The sequence below is a fragment of the Streptomyces sp. NPDC127097 genome, from assembly GCF_042724075.1.
Classification (GTDB): Bacteria; Actinomycetota; Actinomycetes; order Streptomycetales; family Streptomycetaceae; genus Streptomyces.
Genome location: NZ_JBHXFI010000023.1, coordinates 34,165 through 55,016, shown reverse-complemented (window position 1 = coordinate 55,016; position 20,852 = coordinate 34,165). Strand labels below are relative to the sequence as shown.

The window sequence follows — 20,852 nt, the reverse complement described above, 5'->3', positions numbered from 1 at the left end:
GTTGCTCAAGCGCACTTTTACGTGACGCATACTCAGGAGCCCTTGCGGAAGGCCCGGAAGGCCGAGAAGTGCGGTTGGTGCGTTGCGTGAACATCTGGCGGCGCTGCGTCGTCGACCGCCGGTGGAGGCGGTTGTTCCGGTGGTGGAACGTGATGCTCCGGAGGGTCCGGCCGGTTCATGTTCGTGCAGGCAGCGGCAACACGAACTGCGGAATCGTAAATTCCGTGGCGATGTACCGGCTCCCGGAACCTGAAATTCCGCGGCGGCCGGACCCGGTTCGGATTCCAAAATTCACGAGAATGCCATGCCGGCTGGTGGCGTACACTTAGTGGCCTCCATGTGACTGCCGTCACACCGGACCGGCTTGAACCTCAGGGGTGTGATCGTTCATATTATTGGTGGTAGTGCCTTTGCGACATGAAAACGTCGACTTTAACGTCTCTTGATTTTCCCTGGTTCGGGATTCAGGTGTACGTTTCCGGCATTCGGGGGGTCGGGCTTCTTGGCGAAAATCCACTTTCCAGACGTTTTCCAGCTGGAATTTCCGCTCCCGCGATGCGTGTCCGGCGGCGTGATGTTGCGCATCCGGAGGCGATGTTGCCTTCTTGCTTCCGGTGATTTCTGAAATGCAATATTGACTCCTGAGTCAAATTTTACAACTGCGGTTGACCGGCCTTCGTCGAATTTACTCGGCAGCCAGATTTCGCCTGAGTACTCAGTGTGAAATCAACACTTCTTCATTGCTGGATCCTTATGCATTGTGTGCACTCCGGGGATCCGGATTGACGGGGTGTCCTGTTTTTCAGACGGCGGGAAAGTGTTGATGACGATGAGCGTTCCGATGAGCGGTGCGGCACTCGCGCCGACCGGCACTGCCGTCGTCCAAGTGAATCTTGTGGGGAATGTGCATTTCCTCGGGCCCGAGAGGTACGCCCGGGGTTCTTCTTCGGGGAGGAAGAGCTGCATGGGGTTAGTGGAACGAGAAGCAGTGATGTCGGAGCTACGCGCCGCATTGAGTGACAGCGCCAAGGGGTCCGGCAAGGTAGCGGTGATACGAGGGGGAATCGCCAGCGGTAAGACCGCCCTGCTCAGGGCATTCGAGGAGCATGCGGTAGCCGCCGGCGCCACGCTGTTGCGGGCCTCGGGCGCGCCCGGTGAGCAGTCGCTCCGCTTCGGTCTGATCGAGCAGTTCCTCAGCGGGGCGACCACCCCGCCGGAAGCCACCGAGTCGCTGTCCCACCTGGCCGGCCTGACCACGCCCCAGGTGGGGAGCGAAGCACCGTCCTCCGCGCAGTCCGGGACCAGGGCCGCGCACGACCTGTGCGTCGGGCTGCTCGAACTGAGCAGGCAGGGGCCGTTGGTGATCACCGTGGACGATCACCAGTTCGCTGACAGCGCCTCGCTGCAAGTGCTGACCTACCTTCAGCACCGGATCGGCACGGCGCGGGTGATGCTGCTGCTCAGCCAGGGGACCGAGCCGCCGTCCGAGCTGGTGGCGGAGGCGCTCCGGCAGCCGTATTCCCGGCAGTTCACGCTGTCCCCGTTGTCCCCGGAGGGGGTCGGGCAGCTCCTCGCGCAGCGGCTGGACTCCTTGGTCGCCGATCAGCAGGCACCCGGCAGTTACGCCGTGACCGGTGGCAACCCCCTGCTGACGCACGCCCTGATCGACGACAGTCTGGCGCCCGACCAGGAAGCGGCCGCCGGAGCGGGGGTCGAACCGGTCACCGGGCCGGCCTTCACCAGGGCCGTGCTGGCGATCCTGCGCCGCGGCGGCCCGCAACTGCTGCGGACGGCGCGGGCGGTCGCGGTGCTCGGCGAGTTCGCCGCCCCCGCGCTGCTGGCCCGATTCCTGGACGTCCGGCCATCGGCCGTGGGCGGGGCGCTGGAAACCCTGGAACTGGCGGGGCTGACCACCGACGCCCAGTTCCGCTACCACGGCACACGCACCGCCGTACTGGACGAACTCACGCCCGAGGAGCGTTCCGCACTGAACCGCCGCGCGGCCGAGCTGCTGCATCACGACGGCGTGGCGCCCTCGGACGTGGTGGGCTACCTGCTGGCCGCCGGCGAGGCCGACGAGCCCTGGGCCGCCCGGGTGCTGCATGCCGCCGCCGATCAGGCGCTGGCCCACGCGGAGCAGGCACTGGCGGCCGGCAAGGTGGCGGAGGCCGTGCAGTACCTGGAGTTCGCCAGCCGTTCCTGCGGCGACGAGCACAAGCGCGCCATGCTCACCGCGCGGCTCGCCTGGGTGCAGTGGACGATCAGCCCCGCGGCCGCGACCCGGCACCACGGGCCCTTGCAGACGGCGCTGGAGAAGGAGTTGCTCAGCAGCCGTGAGGTGATGCGGCTGGTCCGTTCGCTGGCATGGCACGGCCGGCCCGAGGAAGCGGTCCGCGCGCTGGAATCCCTGGGCGCGCTGCCCGAGGGTGACGGCTCCCGCGATCCGGCCGAACGGAGACTGACCCGCCGGTGGCTCGCCCGCTGGCATCCGCAGATCTTCGCCCGGGTCGAACGGCACGCCGCGATGGCCGAACCCACGAACTCCCCGGCCCCGGTGCGCCGGCCGCACACCGCCGTTCTTCCCCGTGGCGCCGCGAACGCCCCGGCCGTGGACGGGCCCGAGCAGGTGCTGCAAAAGGCCCGGGTCCGGGAGACCCCGCTGGCATCCGTGATCTCCGCACTGCATGAACTCCTCACTGCCGAGCGGTTCGAGCGCGCGATGTACTGGTGCAATGAGCTGCTCCAGAAGGCCGAGGGCCAGCACGCCGCCGCCTGGCGCGGGGTGCTGCTGGACACCAGGGCCGCGGTCAGCCTCCGGCTCGGTGATCTCGCCGATGCGGAACGGGACGCTTGCAGCGCCTTGACGGCTCTCTCCGCTCGCAGCTGGGGCGTGGCGATCGGTTCACCGCTGTCCCACGCGATCCATGCCGCGACGATGCGCGGCCATTTCGACCGGGCCGAGGCACTTCTCCACCAGATGATCCCGCAGTCCATGATGGACACCCGTTACGGGCTCCAGTACCGCACGGCGCGGGGCCATTTCCATCTCGCGACGGACCGGCCGCATGCCGCGCTGGAGGACTTCGAGGCCGTGGGTGATCTCGTGGTCAAGTGGAAGCTTGATCACCCGATGGCTCTGCCCTGGCGCGGGGACCTGGCCCAGGCCCTGGTCCGGGTCGGTCAGACCGACCGGGCCAGGGAGCTCATCAAGGATCAACTACGCATGATCGGGCCGGACTCCACCCGGATGCGCGGGATCTCCCTCGGCATCCTCGCCTCGGTCAGCGACCTCAAACAACGACTGCCGCTGCTCGGCGAGGTGGTCGATCTGTTGCAGGCCGGCGGGGACCGCTACCAGCTGGCCCAGGCATTCGTCGAACTCGGTCAGGTCTGGCAGATCCTCGGCAAACTGGACCGGGCCCAGCTGATCCGGCGCCGGGCGCTGCAACTGGCCAAGAGCTGCCATGCCGAGCAGTTGTCCCATCAGCTGCTCGCCACCAGGGAGCCGCTGAACAGTGAGCCGGCCACGAGCCAGTGGGAGGACGCCGAAGGCATGGCCGTGCTGAGCGAGGCCGAGCGCCGGGTGGCCGCGCTCGCCGCGCTGGGGCGGACGAACCGGGAGATCGGCCGGAAGCTGCACATCACCGTGAGCACCGTGGAACAGCACCTGACGAGGGTGTACCGGAAGCTGAACATCAAGCGCCGGGCGGATCTGCCGGTCGGGCTCCCGGCGGACATCGCGGATATCGCCTGACTGACGGGCGCACGGCGCCAACTGGCGTTCGTGGTACGGGAGTCGGAGCCGCGTGCCGGTACGGGCGCGGCGGACGGCCCCCTCAGACATCGGCGCGCAGACACACCGTGTCCAGCGGGACGTCCAGCGGCTTGAGCGTTCCGCAGGGCGGTGCGTCGGCGCCCCAGTCGGCCGGGTCCGGCATCGCCGGCGTGCCGTCCTCCTGGGGGCGGGCGAAGGTCACCCCGTGCGCGCCGACGGCGTCCGCCAGCTCGACCAGCCACCGGGTGGCCGCGTTGCCCGGCGGGGGCGGGATGACGCGGGTGTACAGCTGGGTGGGCAGCCCGGCCGCGACGGTGGCACGGGTACCGGAGAGCAGGGATCTGAGACGGTGCTCGCGCTCTTCGGGCCCTAATCGATGCTGCCGGGTGACCGCGGTGTCCACGCAGATGCGCAGCGCGTCGACACAGTCGGCGAGCGCTTCCGCGTGACGCTCGGCCGGGCAGTGTTCGGTGGTGAGGCTGACCGTGCAGCCGTCGTCGGTGAGATGGCCGGCGATGTCGGTGAGCGCGGGGGTGGGCAGCGGATCGACCTCGTGCAGGTCCACGGTGAGCAGCCCGGCGCAGGCCAGCGCGCGGGCCGCACGGCGGTGCACGGAATCCGCGGGCACGCACGTGGGGGACGGATCGCGCTGCACCACCGGGGACCAGCGCACCCCGAGGGCCCACGATCCGCCCAGCGCGGCCAGGTCGGCCACGGGGTGCGTGGCGACCTCGCTCGCCCGCAGCAACGTGCGGCCCACCGTGATCAGCTGGTTCCGGTGGTGGGTCGTCCCGGTCAGGGGGTCATGCACGACGAGATGACCGGCGCAGACGCCGACACCGTAGACCCGGGCCGGTGCGAGGGCTGCACCGCGCGACGACCGCATCGAATACCTCCTGGCGATGAGGGAGGGGAGCCGGTATGGACCTTTGTGCATCGTGAATCGTCGTATGCAGAAAATATGCCGTGGCGGTCCATTCCGTGAATCAAGCTACGGCCACACGACGGGTGGAGCTACCTCTACCCCGGTTACCCGATATCTCATTCCTTACCGGGGAGAGATGATCCGGACTCCGCGGACAAAGTGCCGTCGACGGCTTCACCTGGCCATCCTCGAAGGGCCCAAGGCGCCTTTTCCAGCCAGCTGTTGGGGCGTGAGGCGGAGAGCGGCGGTGCTCCGGACGGCCGTGCGGAAGGGGTCGATCCGCTACGGGACGCGTCGCGGATATGCCCCGGATCACGGATAGCGTGCGGGCCCCGGGAATTGAGGATCGATTCCCGGCCAATGCCGCCCTATTGAGGCCAGGGGTGTCGGCCAAAAGAAACCGGGAACCGCTGCCTCCGGTCGGTATTGTGGCAGGCGGCGAACGCTCCCGCCGGGGGCATCGGAAACACGGGGAGAGCGATGTTCGGACGGCACCTCTGGGCGCCCCTGCGCGGCCTCGTGCTCTTCGGGCTGGGACTCACCGCCGGGCCGATGCTGGCCGCCGTCGGCCTCGGCACGCTCTTCGGCATCCAGTCACTCGCCCAGTGGTACCGCGATCCGCTCAACGTCTACCGCACCCTCGCCGGCCGGTGGTGCGGGGTGGACATCCCGGTGCCGTACCAGCCCCCGCCGCCACCACCCGAACCCGAACCCGACGGCTGGTACCGCTACAAGAACCGGCTCTACCTGACCCCGAAGAAGCTCTCCTACGAACGGCGCTGGGACTGGCTGGTCAAGGACCCGGCCACCTCGCGGGACATCCTGTGGATGCTGATCAACCCCGTCGCCGGCAGCATCACGGCGCTGCTGCCGCTCACCCTCGTCGTGGTGGGCGCCACCTCCCCGTGGTACTGGCCGGGACACCCCGGGATCACCATCCCGGTCGCCGTGGCGACGGGGCTGGCCGGCTTCGGCTTCGGGCCGGTCCTGCTCCATCTGCACGGCCGCTGGACCTGCCAACTCCTCGCATCCGCGGCCGACTCCGGAATACGCCGTGCGCTGATCTGGATCGGCCGTGGGGGCCTCGCCACCTGGCGGCTGGCCCTGACCGCCGGACTCGCGGTCGCCGAACTGGCCGCCGCCCTCATGCATGTGCTGGCGATGGTGCCGATCCTGCTGTGGGCCTGGCCGACCGTGCTGGTCGCCGGCCGGCAGCTCACCTCCTGGCGCCGGCAGCAGATCCAGGAGTGGACCGGCATCCGGATCGACCGGCCCTATCTGCCCGAACCCGTCCTGCCGCCGCCCCGGCCCGACGGCACGTACCAGATCGGCCGCACGCTGTACCGCACCCCGGAGATGGCGCTGCGGTCCCTGCGCTACCGGCAGAACGCCCGGGACCTGGCCACCTGGCGGGACCTGCTGTGGCTGCTGCTCGACCCGGTGGTCGGGGTGCTGCTCGCCGCGGTCCCCGTGCTGGTCACCGGATACTGCTTCTTCGGCCTGATCTGGTCCTGGGCCTGGGCGTCGCTGCTTCAGCTCTTCGTCGACTTCCACACCTTCGAGAGCTGGCCCCTGCTGACCCGCGGCGTCCCGGTCCTCGGCGAGTACCCGATCGTCACCGCCCCCCTGATCGGTGTGGTCGGCACCCTGACCGGGTGTCTGCTCGCCCTCCCGCTGCTGCGGCTGCACGGCCTGTGGAGCTGGCTCCTCCTCGGGCCGACCAAGTCGGCGCTGCTCGGCCGCCGGGTGGACCAGCTCACCGAGACCCGGATGGAGGCCCGGGAGACGCTGTCCTCGGAGCTGCGCCGGATCGAACGGGATCTGCACGACGGGGCGCAGGCACAGTGGGTGGCCATGGGGATGAAACTCGGCGCCATCGAGGCACTCATCGAACGGGACCCGGCTGCCGCCAAGACGATGGTCGGGACCGCCAGGGAAGCCTCCGCGAAAGCGCTCATCGAGTTACGCCATCTGATCCGCGGGATCAATCCGCCGGTGCTCGCCGAACGCGGCATCGCGGACGCCATCCGCGGGCTGGCCCTGGACTCGCCGCTCTCCGTCGGTCTGCGGATCGAGCTGCCCGGCCGTCCCGAGCGCCCGGTCGAATCCGCCGCCTACTTCGCGGTGTCCGAACTGCTCACCAATGTTTCCAAACATGCCGACGCGGGCCGGGTGCACATCGATGTGCGCTACACGGCGAACCAGCTGCGGATCGCGCTCACCGACGACGGGGTCGGGGGCGCAGATCCGGCGAAGGGCAGCGGGCTGCGCGGCATCCAGCGGCGGCTCGCTACCTTCGACGGAAGTCTCGCCGTGCACAGTCCACTCGGCGGCCCCACCACAGTCACTCTGGAGATTCCGTGCGTGTTGTCCTCGTAGAGGACCTCTACCTGCTTCGCGAAGGTCTGACCCATCTGCTCACCGCGCACGGCTTCGAGGTGGTCTCCGCGGTCGAGACCGGCCCGGAGCTGCTCACGGCCGTGCAGGAGCACCGGCCCGACATCGCGATCGTGGATGTCCGGCTACCTCCCACGTTCACCGACGAGGGGCTCCAGGCGGCGCACGAGGCCCGCCGGCGGATCCCCGGCCTGCCCGTCCTGGTGCTGTCCCAGCACGTCGAGCAGCTCTACGCGCGCGAACTGCTGGCCGACGGGTCCGGTGCCATCGGATATCTGCTGAAGGACCGGGTGTTCAACGCCACGCAGTTCGTGGACGCGCTGCGCCGGGTCGCCGAGGGCGGTACCGCGATGGACCCGGAGGTCATTTCCAAACTGGTGGAGAGCAACGCCCATCAGGAGCCGCTGGGCACCCTGACCGCCCGGGAACGGGAGGTCCTGGAGCTGATGGCGGAGGGCTGTTCCAACGCGGCGGTCTCCCACCGTCTCTACATCAGCGAAGGCGCGGTGAGCAAACACATCGCCAGCGTCTTCAGCAAGCTGAATCTGACCAACTCCAATGACACCAACCGCCGGGTGCTCGCGGTTCTCGCGTACTTGAACAGCGCGAACCTGGACTAGGGGCTGTCCTCAGGGCCTGTCCGGTGGGCCGGTGCCGGGGGACCGGAGCCGGGGGACCGTACCGACTCATCGGACCGGCTTCGGGCGGCGGCGCGGCCTCAGGGGGCGCGGCCTCAGGCGGCCCGTCTCAGGCCGCCCGGCTCCGGAGCTTCGGTGGTCCCGGGCGCAGGGCGTTCTTCGGATTGACCGTGAGGACGTCGAAGGCGCGGGAGGTGCAGTTCAGCCGGTGGAACATGTCGTCGGCGCCGGTGACATGGAGCGTGTCCACGCCGAGGGCGACCATCGAGGTCACCATGGCCGGCCAGTGGATCGCCCGGTCGAAGGTGTCCAGCAGCAGGGTCCGCATCGCCTCGGCGGAGTCCACGACCGTGCCGTCGGCGTCCGAGATGACGGGGAGCCGGGGCGCCTTGATCCGGTACTGGGGGAAGACCTCGGCCTCCGCCTTGCGGCGCAGCGCGCCGAACGCACGGGCATGCACCGGCGGGCGCATGGTGTACATCGAGTATCCGCCGAGGTCCCGCACCGCCCGGATGAAATCCTCCAGCCGGGATTCGGGCAGGGACACCATGTAGAACCCGCGGTCCAGCTCGCCGGAGATCTCGAACCAGTCGCCCCGTGCCCGCATTTCGTCCAGCAGGGCGTGGAACTCCTCGTCCGGGACGCGGTAAACGGCGTGGGTCACCACATCCGAGTGCTCGGTGGTGAAGTACTCCTTCTCGCAGCGCGCCAGCTCCGCCGTCATCCGTAGGACATCGGGGAAATCGAGCGAACCGGCGTACGCGGCCGCTGCCTTCTGGCCGAAGCTGGCTCCGGCGCAGACGTCCGGCCGCATACCGAACCGGTCCTCGGCCCGGTCCGCGGCGGCGAGCGAAGCGATCAGAAAGGCCAATTGGGCGTACTCGGAGTAGTCGGCGCCGGCGTCGTGGAACCGTTCCAGTACGGAGAAGCCGAGCACCTCGTCGGCGACCGCGAGCCGGGCGCGGGCATAGCGGTCGAGCACCAGGAACCGGCCGGCGCTCGCGAAATCGAACCGGCCCATGCCGGGGAACAGTACGGCGGTCCGCGGCGCCGCACCGGAGTCCCGCTCGACGGCCGGCGCGACGGGGGAGTCCCCGGCTCGCGCTTCAGTCTGCCCCATGGTCAGGCACACACCTTTTTCAGTGCTTTGATGTTGGTGACGGTTGCCTTGACCCATACCGCCACCCGGCCGAAATCGCGCGCGGCCTCCGTTCGTGCCATGCCATATTGATGGGCCACCTGGCGCATGGCCGCCGCGACATCACGGTCGCGTACGTCCTTCGCCAGCTCGCGTAATTCCTTGCCCTTTTTCTCGTAGTCCTCGGCCTTCTTCGGGTCCGGCACCAGATCGACGATCCGCAGTGCCTTCACACAGGCCGAGGCTTTGTCCTTGAGATCGGTCGCTTTATTGGAATGCCCCTTGTCCGTGCATCCCACGGTCAGCAGTACCAGTGCTAACGCGAGGACCCGGAAGCGGGCCGCCCCCCTGGGCATATGAATCCTCCCCTTGTGTCGTGCCGCGGTCGTCAACACCGTTGTGGATGACGGCCGCAGCGGCTTCAGCGTATCCGGTCCGCTCCGCGCCTGTCACCGATGTGATGAGCAATCGGACGCCGATGCATGGCGCAAAATTAGGGGGTTCGGGGGTACCGGATAGGGGTAGCCGGCGCGTGGATCCCGGCTCTAACCTGGCAGCCGCAAGAGAAGTGGGATTGTGCGCTTCAGTCGTTCCCGGCCCTGGTGTCCAAGGGCCGCCCACGTACCTCCGTTACTGCCGTGAGCAGGGGAAAAGGCCGCGCCGTCGCTGCTGAACGGTACGGCCGTGGGGTCGCCGGCGGGGCCTGGAGCACGCGGAAGCAGCGGCCGGTATTTCTCCACCCGACCTTCCTTGCGACCCGTATCCACGCGCGGAACTTCTCCGCTTCACACCCGTACACCGGGTAATTCACCGCGACCCCGACCGGGACCGCCGGTATCAACCCCTGATCAGCCCACATCGCCCCACCCTTGTCTCAGGGTTGCGCGATATTCCTTAGGGGACGGCTAGGGGTTGGAGTACCCACCGGCGATTCCGTAGCGTGGCCCGCAGTGAGTCGAAGGGGGATCTGTCGAGCTTGGAATTCTTGGGAAGCCGACTGCTCGGCCTCAATGCGCGCCCTCATCAGGGCGAATGATGCGGCATCCGGCGCGGCAGGGACTGCCGCCGCCGTGTGCGCCGTACCGGTGTCGTGGCGTTCGGTGTCTTTCGGTGTCATCGACGTAAAGGTCCTCCGACCGATTCAGTGGAGTGGAATACGGTGGCGAACAACGAGGGAAAGCTGCTCGAGTACCTCAAGCGGACAACGGCTGAGCTTCGGGATACCCGGGCCCGGTTGACCGAAACCGAGCGGAAAGAGTCCGAGCCGATCGCCATCGTAGGAATGGCGTGCCGTTATCCCGGTGGGGTGTCCTCGCCGGAGGAACTGTGGGACGCGGTCTCCGCCGGGACCGACGGCGTCTCGGAGTTCCCCGTCGACCGCGGCTGGGACGTGGACTCGCTGTACCACCCCGACCCCGAGCACGTCGGCACCTCGTACACCCGGGAGGGCGGATTCCTCCACGGGGCGGCGGAATTCGATCCGGGATTCTTCGGCATCTCCCCGCACGAGGCGGTGGCGATGGACCCCCAGCAGCGGCTGCTGCTGGAGGTGTCCTGGGAAGCCATCGAACGTGCTGGCATCGACCCGACCTCGCTGCGGGGCAGCAAGACCGGCGTCTTCACCGGCGTGATGTACCACGACTACGGCTCCGGGGTCTCCGGCGTCGCCGAGGACATCGCGGCGTTCCAGGGCAACGGTGCCGACTCCAGCGTCGTCTCGGGCCGGGTGGCCTACCTCTTCGGCCTGGAGGGCCAAGCGGTGACGGTGGACACCGCCTGCTCCTCCTCGCTGGTGGCGCTGCACTGGGCGATCCAGGCCCTGCGGGCCGGCGAATGCAGCATGGCGCTGGCCGGCGGGGTGACCGTGATGTACACCCCGGAGACCTTCATCGACTTCTCGCGGCAGCGCGGTCTCGCGGCGGACGGCCGCTGCAAGTCGTTCGCGGCGGCCGCGGACGGTACCGGCTGGGGCGAGGGCGCCGGTGTGCTGCTGGTGGAGCGGCTGTCCGACGCCCGGCGCAACGGGCATCCGGTGCTTGCCGTGGTGCGGGGCTCCGCGGTCAACCAGGACGGCGCGAGCAGCGGGCTGACCGCGCCGAACGGCCCCGCGCAGCAGCGGGTGATCCGGCAGGCGCTGGCCAACGCCCGGCTGTCCACGGGCGATGTGGACGCGGTGGAGGCCCACGGCACCGGCACGAAGCTGGGTGACCCGATCGAGGCCCAGGCACTGCTGGCCACGTACGGACAGGACCGGCCGGAGGAACAGCCGCTCTATCTGGGCTCGATCAAGTCGAACCTCGGGCACACCCAGGCCGCCGCGGGCGTGGCCGGGGTGATGAAGATGGTGCTCGCCATGCGGCACGGGATGCTGCCGAAGACCCTGCACGTGGATGAGCCCTCGCCGCATGTGGACTGGTCGGCCGGTTCGGTGGAGCTGCTCACCCGGGCACGCGAGTGGCCGGACTCCGGTCACCCCCGCCGGGCGGGCGTGTCCTCCTTCGGGATCAGCGGCACCAACGCGCATGTCGTCCTGGAGCAGGCACCGGAGCCGGAGCCGGAGCCGGAGTCGGACGACGCACAGCCGACGGACCCGGAGGACGCACCGGCCACCGCGGCGTCCGGCACCGGGCTCGTCCCGTGGGTGCTGTCCGCACGGTCCCGGGAGGCACTGGCCGCTCAGGCCGGGCGTCTGGCCTCCCACGTGGCGTCCCGTCCCGAGCTGGACCCGGTCGACATCGGCTTCTCGCTGGTGACCACGCGCGCCGGACTGGACTATCGCGCGGCGGTCACCGGCACCGGCCGGGAAGAACTGCTCGCCGGACTCCGGGCACTGGCCGAGGACACCGCACAGTCCCGGGCCGTGAGCGAGGGACGGCTCGCCGCGCTGTTCACCGGCCAGGGCGCACAGCGGTTGGGCATGGGCCGTGAACTCCACGCGGCGTACCCGGTGTTCGCACGGGCCTGGGACGAGGTGTGCGCGGAGTTCGACGGCCTGCTGCCGCGCCCGCTGACCGAGGTCGTCTGGGCCACGCCCGGCAGCGGCGAGGAGGAACTCCTCCACCAGACGCAGTACGCGCAGCCGGCACTGTTCGCGCTGGAGGTCGCCCTCTTCCGGCTCGTCGAGTCCTACGGCGTGGTCCCCGACGTACTGCTGGGCCACTCCATCGGTGAGGTCACCGCTGCCCATCTCGCGGGTGTCTGGTCGCCGGCGGACGCGGCGAAGCTGGTCGCGGCCCGTGGGCGGCTGATGCAGGCCCTGCCGAGCGGCGGCGTGATGGTGTCGGTGGCGGCCGCCGAGGACGAGGTGCGCGCGCTCCTGGAGGGCCGCGAGCAGATCGGTGTCGCAGCGGTGAACGGACCGGCCTCGGTGGTGCTCTCCGGTGCCGCGGAGCCGGTGGAGCAGGTGGTCGCGGTCCTGGAGTCGCGCGGCCGGAAGGTGAAGGGGCTGCGGGTGAGCCATGCCTTCCACTCGCCGCTCATGGAGCCGATGCTGGCGGAGTTCCGCACGGTCGTCGAGCAACTCACCTACGCCGAGCCCCGGTTGCCGGTCGTCTCGAATGTGACCGGCCGGCTCGCCGACCCCGCCGAACTCCGCGACCCGGAGTACTGGGTGCGGCACGTCCGGGAAGCCGTCCGTTTCCACGACGGCATCCAGGCCGCGCACGCCGACGGCGTCACCACCTTCCTCGAACTCGGCCCCGGCGGCGTGCTCTCCGCCATGGGACGCGACTGCCTGCCCGAGGACGACACCGTTACCTTCCAGCCGAGCCTGCGGACCCCGCTCGCCGACCCCGAGGCACTGCTGAAGGCGCTGACCGGGCTCTGGACCCGGGGCGTCCGCGTGGACCTGGCCGCCTTGCTGCCCGGGGGCCGGCGGGTGGACCTGCCGACCTACGCCTTCCAGCGCGGCCGCTACTGGCTGGAGGGGGCCGCCGGAGGCGCCGATGTGACCTCCGCCGGGCTCGGGGCGGGAAACCATCCGCTGCTCGGCGCGGTGCTGCCGCTGCCCGGCTCCGACGGCTTCCTCCTGACCGGCCGGCTGTCCCTCACCACCCACCCCTGGCTGGCCGACCATGTCGTCCTGGGCACCGTCGTCCTGCCGGGCTCCGCCCTCGTCGAGCTGGCCGTCCGGGCCGGTGACCAGGCCGGCTGCACGCTGATCGAGGAACTGACCACGCTCGACCCGCTGGTCCTGCCCGCCCGCGGCGGGGTGCGGATCCAGCTCACCGTGGACGCGCCGGACGAGAACGGCCGACGGGAACTCGCGGTGTTCTCCAGGCCCGAGGACGCCGAGGACACCCGGCCCTGGACCCGGCACGCCACCGGTGTCCTCGCCGCCGGGGGCACCGCGCCCGCGCCCGCCTTCCCGGAGACCTCCTGGCCCCCGGCCGCCGCCGAACCCCTCATGGTGGAGGGGCTCTACGACGAGCTGGCGGCGACCGGCTTCGGCTACGGGCCGGCCTTCCAAGGCGTCCGCGCGGCCTGGCGGCGCGGCGAGGACCTGTACGCCGAGGTCGCCCTCCCCGACGAACCGGCCGCCCAGGCCGACACCTACGGGCTGCACCCCGCCCTGCTGGAAGCCGTGCTCCAGACCCTGAGCCGGGCCGAGACCGCCGCCGACGGCCCCCGGCTGCCCGCCTCGTGGACCGGCTTCCGGCTGCACGCCGTCGGCGCCACCACCCTGCGCGTCAAGATCTCCCCGGCCGGTGCGGACGGCTTCTCCGTAATGGCCGCCGACGCCGACAACGCCGTCGTCGCCTCCGTGGACCGGGTCACCCGCCGCGCCGTGACCGCCGGCGAACTCGCCACCGACGCGGACCCCTCGGACTCGCTCTACCGGCTGGACTGGACACCCGTCCCGGTCGCCGAACGGACCGGCGGCTCCTGGGCGGTACTCGGCGACGATCCCGCCCTCGCCGCAGCCCTGGGCGCCTCCGTCCTCGACCCGGACGACACCCACGCCCCGGTACCGGACACCGTGGTGCTGCCGGTCATCGGGGCCACCGCCGGCGCCGTGCCCGAGGCCGTACGGGAAACCACCCATCAGCTGCTGGCCCGCCTCCAGTGGTGGCTGGCCGAGGAGCGGTTCGCCGGCACCCGGCTCGTGGTGCTCACCCGCGGCGCGGTCTCGGTGGCGGAGGAACCCGTCGATCTGGTGACGGCCCCGGCCTGGGGCCTGGTGCACTCCGCGCAGTCGGAGAACCCCGACCGGCTCGTCCTCGTCGACATCGACGACGACACCCGGTCCCTGGACGTGCTGCCCGCCGTGGCCGGCGCCGGTGAACCGGAGCTGGCGATCCGCGGTGGTCTGGTCTCGGCACCCCGCCTCGCCCAACTGCCCGCCCCCGAGCGGGAACCGGAGCCGGTGTGGACCGCGGACGGCACCGTGCTGGTCACCGGCGGCACCGGCAGCCTGGGCGCGATCACCGCCCGCCACCTCGTGGCCGACCTCGGCGTCCGGCAGCTGCTGCTGACCAGCCGGCGCGGCATGGCCGCCGAAGGCGCCGCGGAACTCCGCGACGAGCTGACCGCACTCGGCGCCCGGGTGACCATCGCCGCCTGTGACACCGCGGACCGGGAGGCGCTGGCCGCCCTGCTGGCCACCGTCCCGGCGGACGCCCCGCTGACCGGCGTCGTGCACACCGCGGGCGTCCTGGACGACGGCGTCCTCGCCTCGCTGAACCCGGAGCGCATGGACAAGGTGCTGCGGCCCAAGGTCGACGCGGCCTGGAACCTCCATGAGCTGACCCGCGACCTCGACCTGTCCGCATTCATCCTGTTCTCCGCCGCGTGCAGCGTCTTCGACGCACCCGGACAGGCGAACTACGTGGCGGCCAACGCCTTCCTCGACGCCCTGGCCGAACACCGCCACGGCCTCGGCCTGCCGTGCGTCTCGCTGGCCTGGGGCCTGTGGGCGCAGGACGGCGGCGGAATGGCCGGCGGACTCGGCGAGAACGACCTGCGGCGCATGGCCCGCAAGGGCATCGTGGCGCAGACCCCCGACGAGGGCATGCGGATGTTCGACGGCGCCGTCCGCTCCGGCGCACCGCTGGTCGTACCCGTCCGCCTGGACACCAACGTCCTCGCCGTCACCGGTGACTTCCCGCCGATGCTGCACGGCCTGGTGCCGTTCCGCCGGCGCGCCGCCGCGGCGGCCGGGGCCGGCACCGGCGACTCCCTGCGGGAGCAGCTGGCCGGACTGCCGCAGACCGACCAGGACCGGGCCCTGATGGACCTGGTCACCGCCCAGATCGCCCTGGTCCTCGGATACGCCGGCGGCGGCGCGGTGGAGACCTCCCGCGCCTTCCGGGACCTCGGCTTCGACTCCCTGACCGCCGTAGAACTGCGCAACCGCCTGGACACCGCGACCGGTCTGAGCCTCTCCGCGACCCTGGTCTTCGACTACCCCACCCCCGTCGCCCTGGTCCGGCACCTGCGGGAACAGCTGCTCGGCGGCACCTCGGCCGCGCCCGTCGCCGTGCGCTCCACCGCGCCGGCGGCCGACGACGACCCCATCGTCATCGTCGGAATGGGCTGCCGTTTCCCCGGCCAGGTGGCCTCCCCCGACGACCTGTGGCGCCTGCTGGTCTCCGGCGGCGACGCCATCAGCGACTTCCCGGAGAACCGCGGCTGGGACGTCGAGGGCATCTACGACCCGGACCCCGGCCGCAGCGGAAAGACCTACACCCGCGAAGGCGGATTCCTCTACGACGTCGCCGATTTCGACGCGGGCTTCTTCGAGATCAACCCGCGTGAGGCGCTGGCCACCGACCCCCAGCAGCGGATCCTGCTGGAGACCGTCTGGGAGACCTTCGAGAACGCCGGCATCGACCCGACCACCCTGCGCGGCAGCAAAACCGGCGTGTTCGCCGGAGTGAGCTACCACGACTACGCACCGCCGAGCGGCCAGATCCCCGAGGACCTCGAAGGCTACGTCGGGACCGGCAGCGCGGGCAGCGTCCTCTCCGGCCGGGTCTCCTACACCTTCGGCTTCGAAGGCCCCGCCGTGACCGTCGACACGGCCTGCTCCTCCTCACTGGTCGCCCTGCACTGGGCCATCCAGGCGCTGCGCACCGGGGAATGCACCCTGGCGCTGGCCGGAGGCGTATCGGTGATGTCCACTCCGGACACCTTCGTCGACTTCTCCCGGCAGCGCGGCCTGTCCGCGGACGGCCGCTGCAAGGCATTCGCCGCCGCGGCGGACGGCACCGGCTGGGGCGAGGGCGTCGGCATGGTCCTGGTCGAGCGCCTCTCGGACGCCCGGCGCAACGGCCACACCGTCCTGGCGGTGGTCCGGGGCACGGCGGTGAACCAGGACGGTGCCTCCAACGGCCTCACCGCACCGAACGGCCCCTCGCAGCAGCGGGTCATCGAACAGGCCCTGGCCAACGCAGGGGTGACCGCCGATCAGGTCGACGCGGTGGAGGCCCACGGCACCGGCACCACCCTCGGCGACCCCATCGAAGCCCAGGCGCTGATAGCGACGTACGGCCGGGAGCGGATGGCCGACCGGCCCCTGTGGCTGGGGTCGGTCAAGTCCAACATCGGGCACACCCAGGCCGCGGCCGGAGTGGCCGGGGTGATGAAGATGGTGCTGGCCATGCGGCACGGCCTGTTGCCGAAGACTTTGCATGTCGATGAGCCCACCCCGCACGTCGACTGGTCCGCCGGCACCGTCGAGCTGCTGACCGAACTCCGGCAGTGGCCGAAGACCGGTGAACCCTGGCGGGCCGGTGTGTCGTCGTTCGGCATCAGCGGCACGAACGCGCATGTGGTGCTGGAGCAGGCCCCGGCGGCTGAGCCGGAGACCGTGGAACCGGGTGGCGGTGCGCCGTCCGGGGTGGTGCCGTGGGTGCTGTCGGCGCGCTCGGAGCAGGCGTTGGCGGCGCAGGCGGACCGGCTGGCGTCCTTTGTGACGCAGCGCCCGGAGCTGTCCGTGGCCGAGGTCGGATTCTCGCTGATGGCTTCGCGGGCGGAGCTGGAGCACCGGGCCGTGGTGGTCGGCGCTGAGCGGGATCAGCTGCTCAGCGGCGTGCGCGGGCTCGCCGGTGGGGTTGCCGGTGCCGGCCTGGATGCTGCGGGTGTGGTGCACGGCAGTGTGGCGGCCACGGCGGCCTCGGGTGCGGTGCTGGTGTTCCCTGGCCAGGGCTCGCAGTGGCTCGGCATGGCGGACCAACTGCGCGCCACGTCACCGGTGTTCGCGGGGCGGATGGCCGAGTGTGGTGCGGCGCTGTCGGAGTTCGTGTCCTGGAAGCTGGACGAGGTGCTGTCCGACGAGGACGCGTTGACGCGGGTCGACGTGGTGCAGCCGGCGCTGTGGGCGGTGATGGTGTCACTGGCCGCGGTCTGGGAGGACTGCGGCGTGGTGCCCGCAGCCGTGGTGGGCCACTCCCAGGGCGAGATCGCCGCGGCCTGCGTCGCGGGCATTCTGTCGCTGCGTGATGGCGCCCGGGTGGTGGCGTTGCGCAGTCAGGCCATCGGCCGTGTGCTGGCCGGTCGCGGCGGCATGGTGTCGGTCGCCGGCTCCCGCGAAGCCGTACAGGAGCGCATCGCCAGGTGGGGTGAGCAACTGTCCGTGGCCGCCCTCAACGGGCCGTCCGCCACGGTGGTTTCGGGTGAACCCGATGCCTTGCAGGAGCTGTTGGCGGAGTGCGCCGAGCAGGAGGTGCGGGCCCGGACGATTCCGGTGGACTACGCCTCGCACGGCGCCCAGGTCGAGTCGTTGCGCGAGGAGCTGGCGACGGTTCTCGCCGAGGTACGCCCTGGTCAGGGCCGGATCCCGTTCTACTCGGCGGTGAGTGCGTCAGTGGTCTCCGGCGAGGAGCTGGACGCCTCCTACTGGTTCGAGAACCTGCGCAACACCGTACGGTTCGAGGAAGCCGTCCAGGCACTGCTGGCTGACGGGCACGGCGTCTTCGTCGAGTGCAGCGCGCACCCCGTCCTCACCCCGGGCATCGAGGACACGGCACAGGAGTCCGGCACCCCGGTCGTAGTGACCGGCACCCTCCGCCGCGACGAAGGCGGCTGGTCCCGGTTCGCGCAATCGCTGGGCCGGCTCTGGACGCACGGCGTCCCGGTCGACTGGAAGGCGCTGCTGCCGGCCGGACGGCGGATCGGCCTGCCCACCTACGCCTTCCAGCGACAGCGCTACTGGCTGGAGACCTCGTCCGGCGCCGGGGATGTGTCCTCGGTGGGGCTGGGCGCGGCGGACCATCCGCTGCTCGGTGCCGCGGTGGCGCTGCCGGACTCGGACGGCTTCCTGTTCACCGGGCGGCTGTCGCTGTCCACACACCGCTGGCTGGCCGATCACCGCGTGCTCGACACGGTGCTGGTGCCGGGCACCGGGCTGGTCGAACTGGCCATCCGTGCCGGGGACCAGGTGGGTTGCGACCTGCTGGAGGAGCTCACTCTGGAGAGCCCGCTGATCATCGCGCCGACCGGTGGGGTGCAGCTGCGGGTCACCGTCGGTGAGCCCGACGAGAACGGGCGCCGCAGCCTCGCGGTGTTCTCCCGCGACGAGGAAGCGGCGGCCGACCAGTCGTGGATCCGGCATGCCACCGGTGTGCTGGCCGTCGGCACCGGCGCGCCGGCCGCGCGCGGCGCGGAGTCCTGGCCGCCTGCCGGTGCGGAAGCCGTCCCGGTGGACGGGTTCTACGGCGAACTCGCCGAGGCGGGCTACGAGTACGGCCCGGTGTTCCAGGGGCTGCGGGCGGCGTGGCGGCGCGGGGAGGACATCTTCGCGGAGGTCGCCCTGCCCGAGGAAGCCGTCGGAGAGGCGGGCCGGTTTGGTCTGCACCCGGCGCTCCTCGACGCGGTGCTGCACACCGTGGGCCTGGGCGAAGCCCATGGCGACGAGGGGCCGGGACTGCCGTTCGCGTGGACCGGGGTCCAGCTGCACGCGGTGGGCGCCACCGCGCTGCGCGCCAGGCTGAGCAAGGCCGGCGAGAGTGGTGTGCGGGTCGAGGTGAGCGATGCCACCGGGGCACCCGTGGCAACCGTCGAGTCGCTGGTCATGCGTGAGGTCTCGGCCGACCAGCTGCGGGCCGCCGGCAGTGGCCGGGACGCGGTCTTCCGGCTGGACTGGACGGAGCTGCCCAGCCTCTCCGGCCGAGTCGTCGAGACGTCCCTGGCCGTGATCGGGCCCGCCGCCGACGAGTTCGCGGGTGCCCTGCGTGCTGCCGGAATCGAGGCCGGCACCGCGGCGGACCTGGCGGTGCTCGGCAAGCAGGACACGCTGCCGGAGTATGTGCTGCTGCCGGTCCCGGCTGCCGGTTCCGGTGCGGTGCCGGACACCGTGCGCTCGGCGGTGCACCAGGTGCTGGGGACGGTGCAGACCTGGCTGGCCGAGAGCCGGTTCACCGACGCGAAACTGGTGGTCCTCACCCAGGGCGCGGTCGCCGTGTCCGGTGAGCCGAGCCCGGATCTCGCACTCGCTCCCGTCTGGGGTCTGGTGCGGTCGGCGCAGTCCGAGAACCCGGGCCGGATCGTGCTCGCCGACCTCGATGGCGAGGCGTCGTCGTTGCGGGCCCTGCCCGGACTGCTGGCCGAGGCGGAACCGCAACTGGCGCTGCGTGGCGGGGCCGCCTCCGCTCCCCGGCTGGCCCGGTTCGGTCCGGTGGATGCCGACCGGGAACCCGTCTGGGCCGGTCACGGCACGGTGCTGATCACCGGTGGCGCCGGCATGCTGGCCGGTCTGGTCGCCCGGCACCTGGTCGCCGAGCACGGTGCGAAGCGGCTGATCCTGGCCGGCCGCCGGGGCCTGGCAGCCGACGGAGCCCCGCGCCTCCGGGACGAGCTGACCGCGCTCGGTGCCCACGTGGAGGTGGTCGCCTGTGACGCGGCCGACCGGGACGCGCTGGGCGCACTGCTCGCCGGGATCCCGGCGGACGCGCCGCTGACCGGTGTGGTGCACACCGCCGGGGTGCTGGACGACGGACTGATCGGCGCGCTGACCCCGGAGCGGATCGAGACCGTACTGCGGCCCAAGGTCGACGCGGCCTGGAATCTGCACGAACTCACCAAGGACCTGGACCTGTCGGCGTTCGTGCTGTTCTCCTCGGCCTCCGGGGTGCTCGGCGCGCCCGGCCAGGCCAACTATGCGGCGGCGAGCACCTTCCTCGACGCGCTGGCCGAGCACCGGCACGCCCAGGGCCTCCCCGCGCTGTCACTGGCCTGGGGGCTCTGGTCCGAGCGCAGCGACCTCACCAGGAAGCTCACCGACACCGATCTGCGGCGGATGAACCGGGAGGGGCTGCCGCCGATGTCCTCGGAGGAGGGCGTGGCGCTGTTCGACGTCGTGGGCGCCGCCGAAACGCCGGTGGTGATCCCCGTCGCGCTGGACGCCAGGAAGGCCGCTGCGGCCGGCGAGGTGCCCGCGATCCTGCGCGGCCTGGTCCGCGCCCCCGTGCGCCGTACGGTGAGTGCCGGGCCCGCCTCGGCGAAGTCCCTGCGCGACCGGCTGGTGGAGGTACCGGCCGCCGAACGCGCCGCCATGGTCCTGGAGTTGGTGCGCCACCACACGGCCATGGTGCTGGGGCACTCCGGCGCCGACATGGTCAACGCGGATCAGAGCTTCAGCGAGCTGGGCTTCGATTCACTGACCGCGGTGGAGCTGCGCAACGGCCTCCATGCGGCGACCGGGCTGCGGCTGCCGGCCACGTTGGTGTTCGACTACCCGACCTCCGCGGCGCTGGCCAACCACATTCTCACCGGGCTCATCGATGACGAACCCGATGCGGTCGCCACGGCGCTGGCGACGCTCACCAAGCTGGAAAACGCTCTGCTGACGCTGGAAACGGAAAGCCGTGAACGAACGACCATCACGAAACGCCTCGAGCGGGCCTTGAGCAGGTATCGCGACGGCGGCTCGGCAACGGATCAACGCGAAACACACAGCGATATCCGGGATGCCTCCGCCGATGAACTACTGGACTTCTTCGACCAGGAGTTCGGAAAGTCCTGACCGCGATTCTGTCCAAC

Annotated in this window: 7 protein-coding genes; 4 read left to right on the top strand and 3 right to left on the bottom strand. The window is 70.9% G+C overall.

The genetic code is table 11. The features are described from left to right. Window positions 1-823: 823 nt before the first annotated feature. Window positions 824-3,754, top strand: a complete 2,931-nt coding sequence (locus ACFWJW_RS19110; protein WP_387242316.1) for an AAA family ATPase — start codon at window positions 824-826, stop codon at window positions 3,752-3,754. A gap of 82 nt (window positions 3,755-3,836) precedes the next feature. Here ACFWJW_RS19110 and ACFWJW_RS19105 read toward each other — a convergent pair whose 3' ends face one another. Continuing rightward, window positions 3,837-4,661 carry a hypothetical protein gene (locus ACFWJW_RS19105; protein WP_387242313.1) on the bottom strand — a complete coding sequence of 275 codons (825 nt, stop codon included), beginning with the start codon at window positions 4,659-4,661 and terminating at the stop codon, window positions 3,837-3,839. Between the two features lie 519 nt (window positions 4,662-5,180). Between ACFWJW_RS19105 and ACFWJW_RS19100 the strand changes: the two genes are divergently transcribed. Together ACFWJW_RS19100 and ACFWJW_RS19095 are read left to right on the top strand one after the other, a co-directional pair. Continuing rightward, a complete protein-coding gene (locus tag ACFWJW_RS19100; protein WP_387242310.1) occupies window positions 5,181-7,079 on the top strand; it encodes a sensor histidine kinase in 1,899 nt (632 codons plus the stop codon). After that, entirely contained in the window at window positions 7,061-7,717 is a 657-nt protein-coding gene (locus ACFWJW_RS19095) for a response regulator (RefSeq protein ID WP_387242307.1), read from the top strand. The genes ACFWJW_RS19100 and ACFWJW_RS19095 overlap by 19 nt, the downstream gene beginning before the upstream one ends. A gap of 127 nt (window positions 7,718-7,844) precedes the next feature. Here the strand turns inward: ACFWJW_RS19095 and ACFWJW_RS19090 are convergent, their stop codons facing one another. Both ACFWJW_RS19090 and ACFWJW_RS19085 read right to left on the bottom strand, forming a co-directional pair. Continuing rightward, a complete protein-coding gene (locus ACFWJW_RS19090) occupies window positions 7,845-8,855 on the bottom strand; it encodes an ACP S-malonyltransferase (RefSeq protein ID WP_387242304.1) in 1,011 nt (336 codons plus the stop codon). A 2-nt stretch (window positions 8,856-8,857) separates the two neighbouring features. Next, on the bottom strand, window positions 8,858-9,229 hold the full coding sequence (locus ACFWJW_RS19085) for a hypothetical protein (protein ID WP_387242301.1): 372 nt from the start codon (window positions 9,227-9,229) through the stop codon (window positions 8,858-8,860). Window positions 9,230-9,963: 734 nt separating this feature from the next. Here ACFWJW_RS19085 and ACFWJW_RS19080 point away from each other — a divergent pair. Further along, a complete protein-coding gene (locus tag ACFWJW_RS19080) occupies window positions 9,964-20,835 on the top strand; it encodes an SDR family NAD(P)-dependent oxidoreductase (RefSeq protein ID WP_387242470.1) in 10,872 nt (3,623 codons plus the stop codon). Window positions 20,836-20,852 lie beyond the last annotated feature (17 nt).